Origin of the sequence: Leucobacter muris (genome assembly GCF_004028235.1) — a bacterium.
Lineage (GTDB): Bacteria > Actinomycetota > Actinomycetes > Actinomycetales > Microbacteriaceae > Leucobacter > Leucobacter muris.
This window is the reverse complement of record NZ_CP035037.1, coordinates 1294170-1305202: the sequence shown is the minus strand read 5'-3', so window position 1 is coordinate 1305202 and position 11033 is coordinate 1294170. Positions and strand designations below refer to the sequence as shown.

9 protein-coding genes are annotated in these 11033 nt (G+C 72.3%); 4 read left to right on the top strand and 5 right to left on the bottom strand.

The window, feature by feature from the left end:
* Positions 1-150 precede the first annotated feature (150 nt).
* On the top strand, positions 151-375 hold the full coding sequence (locus tag Leucomu_RS06215) for a DUF3107 domain-containing protein (protein ID WP_128386682.1): 225 nt from the start codon (positions 151-153) through the stop codon (positions 373-375).
* 292 nt (positions 376-667) lie between these two features.
* Positions 668-1546, top strand: a complete 879-nt coding sequence (locus Leucomu_RS06210) for a CPBP family intramembrane glutamic endopeptidase (protein WP_128386681.1) — start codon at positions 668-670, stop codon at positions 1544-1546.
* Positions 1547-1576: 30 nt separating this feature from the next.
* Here the strand turns inward: Leucomu_RS06210 and Leucomu_RS06205 are convergent, their stop codons facing one another.
* The 3 genes from Leucomu_RS06205 to Leucomu_RS06195 form a co-directional block, all read right to left on the bottom strand.
* Positions 1577-2992: a bifunctional phosphopantothenoylcysteine decarboxylase/phosphopantothenate synthase gene (locus Leucomu_RS06205; RefSeq protein WP_128386680.1), complete on the bottom strand. Its 1416-nt coding sequence runs from the start codon at positions 2990-2992 to the stop codon at positions 1577-1579.
* 134 nt (positions 2993-3126) lie between these two features.
* Positions 3127-4338 (bottom strand): methyltransferase domain-containing protein, encoded by a 1212-nt coding sequence (locus Leucomu_RS06200; protein ID WP_228407310.1) that lies wholly within the window; start codon positions 4336-4338, stop codon positions 3127-3129.
* Entirely contained in the window at positions 4335-5054 is a 720-nt protein-coding gene (locus Leucomu_RS06195) for a ferritin-like fold-containing protein (RefSeq protein ID WP_128386679.1), read from the bottom strand. The genes Leucomu_RS06200 and Leucomu_RS06195 overlap by 4 nt, the downstream gene beginning before the upstream one ends.
* 141 nt (positions 5055-5195) lie before the next feature.
* Here Leucomu_RS06195 and Leucomu_RS06190 point away from each other — a divergent pair, with 141 nt between their 5' ends.
* Positions 5196-6713, top strand: coding sequence for a DEAD/DEAH box helicase (locus Leucomu_RS06190; protein WP_407656654.1), 1518 nt, complete (start codon positions 5196-5198; stop codon positions 6711-6713).
* 40 nt (positions 6714-6753) lie between these two features.
* Here the strand turns inward: Leucomu_RS06190 and Leucomu_RS06185 are convergent, their stop codons facing one another.
* On the bottom strand, positions 6754-7605 hold the full coding sequence (locus tag Leucomu_RS06185; protein WP_128386678.1) for a PHP domain-containing protein: 852 nt from the start codon (positions 7603-7605) through the stop codon (positions 6754-6756).
* Between the two features lie 205 nt (positions 7606-7810).
* Between Leucomu_RS06185 and Leucomu_RS06180 the strand changes: the two genes are divergently transcribed.
* Entirely contained in the window at positions 7811-9229 is a 1419-nt protein-coding gene (locus Leucomu_RS06180) for an aminopeptidase P family protein (protein ID WP_128386677.1), read from the top strand.
* A gap of 167 nt (positions 9230-9396) precedes the next feature.
* Here the strand turns inward: Leucomu_RS06180 and Leucomu_RS06175 are convergent, their stop codons facing one another.
* Positions 9397-11010, bottom strand: coding sequence for a phytoene desaturase family protein (locus Leucomu_RS06175; RefSeq protein ID WP_017884850.1), 1614 nt, complete (start codon positions 11008-11010; stop codon positions 9397-9399).
* Positions 11011-11033: the final 23 nt, after the last annotated feature.

Here is an 11033-nt window from a genome sequence, read left to right as displayed (position 1 = left end):
CCTCGGACATTCCCGTCCGGCCGGCCCCGGGCTCGATGCGCTGACGGCGAACGGGCGCCGCAGCGGGCCTCTCGCGCGGCCCGCTGACCCTAGACTCGGAGAACGGATCAACAATCGTGGTCTCGCACCACAGCACCCGAGGAGGCACCCGTGGAAGTTCGTATCGGCATCAAGCACTCGCCCCGTGAGCTCGCGTTCGAGACCGAGGCGAGCGCCGACGAGGTGCGCGGCCTCATCGACGCGGCCGTCGAGAAGGATTCGGCGCTGCTCGCTCTGACCGACACCCGGGGCCGCCAGTACCTCATCGACACCGAGTCGATCAGCTATGTCGAGCTGGGCGGCGAAGGCGGTCGCAAGGTCGGCTTCATCAGCTGAGGCAAGGTCGGCTTCATCAGCTGAGGCAAGATCGGCCTCATCAGCTGAGGCAAGATCGGCCTCATCGACTGATCCCTGGCGGCCGCATCAGCCGACCGGGCCGATCGGCTGCGGGCGACGCCCTCGATCCGGCGCATGCCGTCACCGGGGCGCGCCGCCCCTGCGCCCCGCCGCCACCGCGATTCGCGGTCCCGTGCCCGCGGGCCGTGCCGCAGAAACGCCCGCGCGCAATCGCGTGTCGCCGCCGCAGAACCGATAGGTTCATCCTCACCGCCGAACGGAGTGAGGGATCATGGTCGAGTACGCGCGCAAGAACCGCTGGCAGGTGTTCTGGAACCGTGGGAACTGGTGGAAGGCCCTGCTCCTCGTCGTCGGCTACTGGGGTGTCTACCAGCTGATCGGCCTCGGAACGTCGACGCTCTTCCACTCCTTCGTCGACCGACAGAATCCGCTCTCGAGCCCGACGAGCATCTTCTTCACCGTCGCGCTCCCGATCATCATCGCCGGCGGCCTGCTGCTGCTGTTCGCCGTCTCGCTCGGCTGGGTGCGCGATCCCTTCGGCCGTCAGCCCCTCCCCGGACGCCCTTGGATGTGGCTCGCGGTCGTGCTCGTGCTGATCCCCGTCGTCGTGCGCCTCGTGGCGGCGAACTGGGCCGCCTACTCCATAGCGACCGTGCTGACGCTGCTCTTCCTCGGCCTCTGCATCGGCTTCACCGAGGAGCTCTTGACCCGCGGCTTCGTCGTCAAGATGCTCCGGGACGGTGGCCACGGCGAGAAGACCGTCCTCGTGCTGTCGTCGGCGTACTTCGCCACGCTGCACGCCGGGAACGCACTCGGCGGTCAAACAACGCAGACGGTGCTGGTCACCGTCGCCTACACGTTCGGCTTCGGCGCGATGATGTACCTCTCGCTGCGCGTCACCGGCCGGATCTTCTGGGCGATCCTGCTCCACGCGGCGACCGATCCGACCACCATGCTCGCGACCGGCGGCATCGACACGCACTCGTCGACCGGGTCGACGTCGCAGGGTCTGCTCTCGGTCGCCGGCTTGTTCGACTTCGTCTACATCGCTCTCGCCCTCGTCGCCCTCCTGCTCGTCAAGAATCGCGAAGGGCGCGCAGCCGAGGCGCCGCTCGAGGCGACGAGCGCGCGGGAGCCCGCCGAGCAGTAGGCACCGGGCGCTGCACAGTACCGGCGCGCGCTATCGCAGTTCGTCGCGCACGGCGTCGAGCAGGCGCTCGGCCACGTCGCGCTTGCTGCCGTGCGCTTCGCAGGCGAGGTGCCCGTCGGCGTCGAGCACCAGCAGGCTGTTGTCGTCGGTCTCGAAACCCGCGTTCCACCCCACCGCGTTGACGGCCAGCAGATCGGCGCCCTTGCGGGCGAGCTTGCGCCGACCGCGCTCCAGCAGCTCGGAGCGCGCCGCGGCCGCGTCGAGGCCCTCGCCCTCGACTCCGCCCGCCACGGTCTCGGCGGCGAAGCCCACGATCACCTGCCCCTCCCGGCGCCCCTGCACGAGTCCGACGAGCACGTCGGGGTTCTCGACGAGTTCGAGCACGGGAGCCTCGCCGGGCGAGTCCTCCTTCCGCAGCTTCTGATCCGCCACGTTCGCGACACGGTAGTCGGCGACGGCCGCCGCCATGATGACCGCCTCGGCCCCGGACGACGCCCCGTTCGCCGCCGCCTCGAGCTCCGCCGTCGTGCCGACGGGCACGACCCGCACGCCCGCGCGATCCCGCACCTCGGCGAGTACCGACTCGTCGATGTTGGCGGCGAGCAGCACCACCTTCGCCCCGCGATCCGCGGCGGCCGCGGCGATCGCGACGCCCTGCCGGCCGCTGGAGCGGTTGCCGAGATAGCGCACCGGGTCGATCGGCTCGCGCGTGCCGCCGGCGGTGACGAGCACGCGGAGCCCGTCGAGGTCGCCGGGCGCAGCGGATTCGGCAGCAGGCCCGGGCCCGGCAGCAGGCTCAGGAGCGGCCTCAGCGGGCTCTGGCGCGGCGGCTGCACCGGGGATCGGCGCCGACGGCTGCTCCCCCGAGGCCTCGGGCGTCGCACCGGGTTCGGAATCGCCGTGGGTCGCGGCATCTCCGCCGCCCGAAAGCAGGTGCTCGACCGCCTCGGCGATCCGCTCCGGCTCGCTCATACGGCCCGGGCCGCTGTCGTCGCCCGTGAGCCGCCCGCTCTCGGGGCCCGTGAAGTGCACGCCTCGCGACCGCAGGATCGCCACGTTGTCCTGCGTGGCCGGGTGCTGCCACATCTCGGTGTGCATGGCGGGTGCGACGAGCACGGGCGCACGCGTGGCGAGGAGTGTCGTGCCGAGCAGGTCGTCGGCGAGGCCCGCGGTCATGCGGGCGAGCGTGTTCGCAGTGGCAGGAGCCACGACCACGAGATCGGCGCGCTGCCCGAGCGCGACGTGGCGCACCTCGGGGACGTCATCGTGCACCGACGCGGTCACGGGGTGACGGCTGATCGCCTCCCAGGTGGGCGTGCCCACGAAGCGCAGCGCATCATCGGTCGGCACCACGTGCACCTCGTGGCCCGCCTCGACGAGCAGTCGCGCGAGCGCAACGGCCTTGTAGGCGGCGATGCCGCCGGTCACCCCGAGCACGATGTTCATAGTGACATCCTGCCATGCCCTTGTCCGGCCATGCCCCGAGTCCCGGCGCAGGGTAAGGGTTCTGCCGAAGATATGCCGTATCCGGGCGGATCGACCATATCTTCGGCAGATCCCATATCGACGGCCGGCGCGCTTCAGCGACGTTCCAGCAGCACCGCTGCCTCCATGTGCCGCGTGTGCGGGAACATGTCGAAGACGCGCGCCTCGCGCGCCGCGAACGACGGCATCGCGGCGAGATCCCGGGCGAGGCTCTCGGGGTTGCAGCTGGAGTAGACGACGTGCCGGATCCCCGCGGCCCCCTCGAGCCAGCCGGCGAGCTCGGCGCCGATGCCGCGCCGCGGAGGGTTCACGATCACCGCCTCCGGCAGGTCCTCCCGAGAGGCTCCGAGAGCGAACGCCGTCGCGTCCCCCGCCTCGAACCGCGCGTCGATCCCCGCCTCGCGAGCGCTGCGCCTGGCCGAACGCACCGCCTCCTCGCTGATCTCGATCCCGAGCACGCGGCGGGCCGATCCCGCGCCCGCCGAGTGCAGCGCGAAGCCGCCGACGCCGCAGTAGAGATCCCAGAGCGACGCCGGATCCGCCCGCTCGATCCACTCCGCGGCCTGCGCGTACAGGGCGCGCGCCACGCTCGTGTTCGTCTGGAAGAAGCTCTGCGGCCGCAGGTGCAGGGCGAGGCCCGCGCCGGTGTCCATCGCGAGCGACGAGCCGAGCAGCGGCACCTCGCGCTCGCCCTCGAGCACGGCCTTGTGCTCGGGCAGCAGATTCACCGACACGACGGCCGCGGCCGGGATCGCGCGCCGCAGCTGCGGCAGGCGGGTGCGCAGCACGTCGAGCGCCCGCTCGCTGCGCACCACGAAGCGCAGCATCAGCTCGCCGTCGGGAGAGGCCGTGACGTGCACGAACTTGAGCTCGCCGCGCCGCTTCGGCACGTCGTACGGAGGCAGCCCGCTCTGCTCGATGAAGCGAGCGAGGCTCGGGATCGCCGCGCGTATCGTGGGCTGCTGGATCAGGCAGTCGCGCAGATCCACGCCCGCGCCGTCGGGGCCGAGGATGCCGAGGGTCACCCGCCCCGGTCTTCCGCCCACCACCAGCTTCGCCTTGTTGCGGAACTCGCGCACCCCGCCCGGCACGGGCGGCAGCCACGCGCGTTCGGGCACCCCGGGCAGCAGCTCTCGGCAGCGGGCCTCCTTGTCGCGCAGCTGCTGCTCGTACGGGGTCTCGATCAGCGCGCACGAACGGCAGCGTCCCGCCTCGAAGTAGTCGCAGATCGGGTTCGCGCCGCTCGCGAGCGGAAGCCGAGCGCGGCCGCGGGGCCGCTCGACGGGCCCGGGCCGGGCTGCGCTCATGCGGTCAGGCCCAGACCGTCCATGCGGCGGATGTGGTCGGCGATGAGCTCGGTGAAGACGGGCTCGACCTCGCTCTCGACGAACGGTCGGCCCTCGCTGAGAGCCAGCACGGCTCGCGAGACGAGCAGCGTATCGCCCACGAGGCGGCGGCCCCACAGCGCGAGCCAGCTCGACAGCCCCTCATCAGTGACGAGGGCCGCCTGCAGCAGCTCTTTGAGCTCGGCGCGGCCGGTGTCGTCGTGCAGGATCGCGATGGCGTCGCCGCGGTACCCGTCGCGCAGCCCGCCGGCGAGGCTCGCGAAGAAGTCGTCGAAGAGCCCGCCCACGAGGTACAGGGAGAGCACGTGCTGGTGCCAGTCGGCGGCGTCGATGCGCTCGACGTACTGCTCGATCACGTGCGCGAACGGCGTCATCACCACGTGCGGTTCTTCTCCGCGCCTGCGGATCTCGGCGGTGAGCCGCTGGTGCTTCGACAGCGTCTGGCCGGCCACGCGGGCGAGCACGTCCTTGGCTTCGAGGGTCGGGGCGCCGGAGACGGCGCGGGTCGCGCCTTGGTAGAGCTCGAGCTGCAGGTAGGAGGTGAGGCCGAGGAACGGCATGATGCCGGGGGCGAACTCCGACAGCTCGACGCGCTCGGTGTCGACGGCGTCGCCGCGCGAACGCAGCTTGCGCGCTGGGGCGCTCTTCTTTCGCAGCCCACGGATCCACTCGAACACCCTGTCAGCTTACCGCCGACCCGGCGCCTCGCTGGAATAGACTGTGCTCGAAATGTATTCATCGTCGGCGACGCAGGAGCGCCGACCGCTGCGCCTTCGTGATTGTGCGCGCAGCACCGCACCATACGAACAGGACGCAACGTGACAACTTTCCGCGAACTCGGCGTCGACCAGGACATGGTCGACGCGCTCACCGACAAGGGCATCACCGAGGCCTTCCCCATCCAGGAGCAGACGATCCCCCTGGCCCTCACCGGCCAGGACATCATCGGCCAGGCGAAGACCGGCACCGGCAAGACCTTCGGCTTCGGCCTGCCCCTGCTGCAGCGCATCGGCGAGAACCCCGAGCCGGGTGTGCAGGCGCTCATCGTGGTGCCCACCCGCGAGCTCGCGGTGCAGGTGTACGAGGATCTCGAGCTCGCCGCCAAGAACCGCGCCGCGACGGTCGTGCCGATCTACGGCGGCAAGGCGTACGAGGGCCAGATCGAGCAGCTGAAGGCCGGCGCGCAGATCGTCGTGGGCACGCCGGGCCGCCTGCTCGACCTCGCGAGCCAGCGGGTGCTGAACCTCGGCAACGTGCGCGAGATGGTGCTCGACGAGGCCGACAAGATGCTCGACCTCGGCTTCCTCGCCGACATCGAGAAGCTGTTCTCGAAGACCCCGGCCACCCGCCACACGATGCTGTTCTCGGCGACCATGCCGGGCACGATCGTCACGCTCGCGCGCCGCTTCATGTCGGAGCCCATCCACATCCGCGCCACCGATCCCGACGAGGGCGCCGCGCAGGCGAACATCGAGCACATCATCTACCGCGCGCACTCGCTCGACAAGGACGAGGTGATCGGCCGCATCCTGCAGGCCGAGGGCCGCGGCAAGACCGTGATCTTCATGCGCACGAAGCGCGCGGCGGCGAAGCTGCAGGAGGAGCTGAACGACCGCGGCTTCAACACCGCGGCCGTGCACGGCGACCTGAACCAGGATCAGCGCGAGCGCGCGATGGCCGGGTTCAAGGCCGGCAAGAAGGACATCCTCATCGCGACCGACGTGGCGGCGCGCGGCATCGACGTCGACGATGTCACGCACGTGATCAACCACACCGTGCCCGACGACGAGAAGACCTACCTGCACCGCGTGGGGCGCACGGGCCGCGCGGGCCGCACCGGCATCGCCGTCACCTTCGTCGACTGGGACGACCTGCACAAGTGGGCGCTCATCGACAAGGCGCTCGAGTTCGGCGTGCCCGAGCCCGTCGAGACCTACTCGTCGTCGCCGCATCTCTTCGCCGATCTGAACATCCCCGAGGGCTCGAAGGGCCGACTCAAGGCCACGCCGGTGAAGGAGCGCGCTCCTCGGGCCGGCGGCCCGAGGTCGGGCGACGAGGGCGGGTCGCGGGAGGAACGCGGCGAGGGCCGCTCCCGCAACCGGCGCCGCACCCGCAGCGCGAACCCCAAGGGCCCGGGCCGCCACGAGGCCCACGGCCACGAGCAGCACGGCCACGATCAGGAGGGCGGCGGCGAGCCCGGCGCCCCGCTGCTGCAGGACGGCGGCGAGGGATCGTCGCCGCGCCGTCGCCGTCGCCGTCGCCGCGGCGGATCGCAGAACGACGCCGGCGCCGCGGGAGCGGGTTCGGCCGAGGCCGGCGCGGCCTCCGCGGAGTAGCCACGCCGGGCCCGCGCCGCGCATGCGGCGCGGGCCCGGATCAGCGCGGTGTCACGAGCCGCTCGCGCAGGCGTTCCACGAGCGCCGGATCGGTCGCGCGCTCGCCCAGCAGGTTCGGTTTGCCGACGCCGTGGTAGTCGCTCGAACCGGTCACCGCGAGCCCCAGCTCGGCGGCGGCCTCGGCGAGCGGGGGCAGCCAGTCGGCCCGGTTCTCGGGGTGGTCGAGCTCGACACCCCAGAGCCCCGCGGCGGCGAGCTCGCGCAGCTCGCGCGCGGTGGTCGGGGTGCGCTGCCGGAAGGCCGCCGGGTGGGCGAGTGCGGCCGCTCCCCCGGCTGCGCGCACGAGCCGGATCGCCTCGACGGTCTCGATGGCGTAGGTGCCCAGGTAGTAGGGAGAGCCGGGGTGCAGGATCTCGGCGAACGCCGTGCTGCGGTCGGCGAAGTAACCCGCGGCGACGAGCGCGTCGGCGATGTGGGGGCGGCCCACGGTGCGCGCGTCTTCTTCGCCCACCACGGATTCCCAGGTGATCGCGTAGGCGGCCGAGAGCCGCCGCACCATCTCCTGCGCGCGCCCGAGCCGCGAACTGCGCACCTCGGCGAGGGCGGCGAACAGCTCGCCCGCGGCCGGGTCGATGCCGTAGCCGAGCAGGTGCCGCGAGCGGCCGGCGTGCTTCGTCGTGATCTCGATGCCGGGGAGGAAGTCGACGCCGGCGTCGCGGGCGGCGTCACGGGCTTCGCCCCACCCGTCGATCGTGTCGTGGTCGGTGAGCGCGAAGCCCGCGAGCCCGATCCCGGCCGCCTCGCGCGCGATGTCGGAGGGCCTCGTCGTGCCGTCGGAGAACACCGAGTGCGTGTGCAGGTCGAAGCCCTGCTGCGTCCCGGATCCGGCCATTGCTCCATCCTATGAGGTCAGCAACGGGCCACGGACCGGGGTGAGGGGCTCGCGAGTGGCCGAAACGTGCTGAGAAGCCCGGGATCCTCGACACTTCTCGACCCCTCGGCGGGGTCGCACCCGCGCTCGGGGCCGCGCCCCTGGACGCGGCCCGGTACGGCTCGGCCCCCATCGACCGCTCGGCGGGGAGTGAGAGGATGGGAGGATGACCGAGAGCGCGCAGACCACCCACGAGGTGGAGATCGACCACAGCAACCGCAGCACCACGCCGCAGACCGGCGCCTTCCTCGACTACATCTCGTCGCACTGGGCCGACCGCCCCGAGACGATCCCGGCTGCCTGGCCCGTCGCCCCGTACGCGGCGCGGCGGCGGGCCGCGCTCGGCGCGCTCTTCCCCGGCGAGCGCCTCGTGATCCACGCGGGCGCGATGAAGCAGCGCTCGAACGACACCTTCTACCCCTTCCGCGCCCACAGCGCCTTCGCGCACCTCACGGGGTGGGGCGCCGAGAGCGAGCCCGGCTCGATCCTCGTGCTCGACCCGGCCGGCGACGCGCACGAGGCGACCCTCTACTTCCGAGAGCGCGCGGGCCGCGACAGCGACGAGTTCTTCGCCAACCCCGAGATCGGGGAGTTCTGGATCGGGGCGCGCCCCTCGCTCGCGCAGGTCGCCGGCGCGCTCGGGATCCGCACCGCCCCGATCGCCGAGTTCGCCGCGGACGAGCGCGACCGGGTGGTCGGCCACGGCGCGGTCGAGGCCGACGGCGCCGGAACAGGCGACGACGAGAACCTCGCCCGAGCCGCCTCCGAGCTGCGACTCGTCAAGGACGGGTTCGAGCTCGCCGAGATGCAGGCCGCCGTCGACGCCACCGCCCGAGGCTTCGAGGATGTGCTCGCGGCGCTGCCGCAGGCGAGCGCGCACGCCCGCGGCGAACGGATCGTGGAGGGCGTCTTCAACCAGCGAGCCCGCCTCGACGGCAACACCGTCGGCTACGAGACGATCGCCGCCTCCGGCCCGCACGCCTGCACCCTGCACTGGATCCGCAACGACGGCCCGGTGCTCGACGGCGACCTGCTGCTGCTCGACGCGGGCGTCGAGCTCGACAGCCTCTACACGGCCGACATCACCCGCACCGTGCCGGTCTCCGGCGCGTTCTCGGCGGTGCAGCGACGCGTGTACGAGGCCGTGCTCGAGGCCGCCGACGCGGCCCGCGCGATCGTGCGGCCGGGCATCCGCTTCGGCGACGTGCACGACGCGGCGATGGCCGTGATCGAGCGACGCACCCGCGAGTGGGGGCTGCTGCCCGAAGACGACGGCACGGCCTACCACCGCCGCTACATGGTGCACGGCACCAGCCACCACCTGGGCCTCGACGTGCACGACTGCGCACAGGCCCGCCGCGAGATGTACCTTGACGGGGTGCTCGAGCCCGGCATGGTGTTCACGATCGAGCCGGGTCTGTACTTTCAGCCCGACGACCTGACCGTGCCCGAGGAGCTGCGCGGCATCGGCGTGCGCATCGAGGACGACATCGTGGTGACCGACGACGGCTGCATCAACCTGTCGGCCGGCATCCCTCGCACGGCAGACGAGGTGGAGGCCTGGATCCGCGACGCGCAGGCGTAGCGGAGGGACGCACAGGCGTAGCGGAGAGACGCGCAGGCGTAGCGGAGGGACGCGCAGGCGTAACGGAGCGACCGCAGGCGTAGCGGAGCGACGCGCAAGCCGACGGCAGCGACGCTCGGCCCCGGCGCGCGGACCCGATTCCGGGCCCGGGCGCAGGGCCGGCGCCGCTAGCCGAGGATCTCGAGGGCGGCCTGCGCCGCGTTGTGCCCGCCGATGCCGCTGACGGCGCCGCCTCGCCTCGCCCCAGAGCCGCAGACGAGCACGTTCGGCAGGTCGGTCGCCACACCCCAGCGCCGGGCCGGGGTGTCGAGCGGTTCGTCGTCGTCGGCCCACGGCCACGAGAGCGCGCCGTGGAAGATGTCTCCGCCGATCATGCCGAGCGAGCGCTCGAGGTCGAGGGTGGTGCGGGCCTCGATGCACGGGGTGCCGTCCGGTGCGGTGTAGAGGCAGTCGACGATCGGCTCGGCGAGCACCGAGTCGAGCGAGCGCTGTGCCGCGGCGACCAGCTGCTCGCGCAACTCGTCGTTGTTGTCGTCGGTGACGAGGGCGTGCGGCACGTGCAGCCCGAAGAGCGTGAGCGTCTGCGCGCCCTCTGCCTGCAGCTCGGGGCCGAGGATCGACGGGTCGGTGAGCGAGTGGCAGTAGATCTCTGCCGGCAGGGGGTCTGGCAGCGATCCGCCCGCTCCCGCCGCGTGCGCGGCCTCGAGCTGGGCCAGCGTCTCGTTGATGTGGAAGGTGCCCGCGAAGGCGGCGCGCGGATCGACGTGCTCATCGCGCAGCTGGGGCAGACGCTTCAGCAGCATGTTGATCTTCACCTGCGCACCGGCGGGGTGCTCGGGCGCCTCGGCGACGGCGGCGGCCGGTGCGCCGCCCGCGGCCAGCAGGCGCTCGAGCACGGCCGGCCCCACCCCGCTCAGCACGAGTCTGCCGCGCAGCGTCTCGGAGGTCGGGCCGGTGCCGATCCGCACCTCGCCCTCGGCCGTGATCGCCTCGACATCGGCTCCCGTGCGCAGCTCGGCGCCCGCGTCGCGCGCGGCCCGCTCGATCTCGCCGCTCACCCGCCCCATCCCGCCGACCGGCACGTCCCAGTCGCCGGTGCCGCCGCCGATCACGTGGTAGAGGAAGCAGCGGTTCTGCCGCAGCGACGGGTCATCGGCGCTCGCGAAGGTGCCGATGAGACCGTCGGTCAGCGCGATTCCGCGGGCGATGTCGGTGTCGAGGGCGGAGCGGATCCACTCGCCGATCGGGCGCTCGAAGAGGTCGCGCCAGAGCTCGTCGTCGCCGAGGCCGTCGACCGCGGCGCGCACCTCGGAGCGACGCTTGAGCGGATCGGTGACCGTGGGGAACAGTCGCTGCGCGAGCGGGGCGAGGCGCTCGTAGAAGGCGTCGAAGCGGGCGGCCTCGCCGCGGTCGCCGGTGACCCGCTCGAAGGAGGCCGCGGTCGCCTCGGCGTCGCCGTTGTCGACGAGCACGCCGCGCGACGGGTCGGCGGGGTCGGGTGTGTACGACGAGTAGCGGCGGCGCGCGAGCTGGATCTCGAGACCGAGGTCGTCGATGATCTGCCGGGGCAGCAGGCTCACGAGGTAGGAGTAGCGCGAGAGGCGTGCTTCGACGCCCGGCCAGGGCTGCTCGGACACGGCCGCCCCGCCCAGGTGGTCGAGGCGCTCGAGCACCACCGTGCGTTTGCCCGCGCGGGCGAGGTATGCGGCGGCGACGAGCGCGTTGTGCCCGCCGCCGACGATGACGACGTCGTGGGTGTAGTTCGAGTCTTCACTGACCATGCGCTCCACTGTAGCGCGAGCCG

Excerpts from the sequence above, each read along its gene's own strand:
- Leucomu_RS06175 (WP_017884850.1), bottom strand. The coding sequence starts at position 11,010 with ATGGTCAGTGAAGACTCGAACTACACCCACGACGTCGTCATCGTCGGC.
- Leucomu_RS06205 (WP_128386680.1), bottom strand. The coding sequence starts at position 2,992 with ATGAACATCGTGCTCGGGGTGACCGGCGGCATCGCCGCCTACAAGGCC.
- Leucomu_RS06185 (WP_128386678.1), bottom strand. The coding sequence starts at position 7,605 with ATGGCCGGATCCGGGACGCAGCAGGGCTTCGACCTGCACACGCACTCG.
- Leucomu_RS06210 (WP_128386681.1), top strand. The coding sequence starts at position 668 with ATGGTCGAGTACGCGCGCAAGAACCGCTGGCAGGTGTTCTGGAACCGT.
- Leucomu_RS06200 (WP_228407310.1), bottom strand. The coding sequence starts at position 4,338 with ATGAGCGCAGCCCGGCCCGGGCCCGTCGAGCGGCCCCGCGGCCGCGCT.
- Leucomu_RS06180 (WP_128386677.1), top strand. The coding sequence starts at position 7,811 with ATGACCGAGAGCGCGCAGACCACCCACGAGGTGGAGATCGACCACAGC.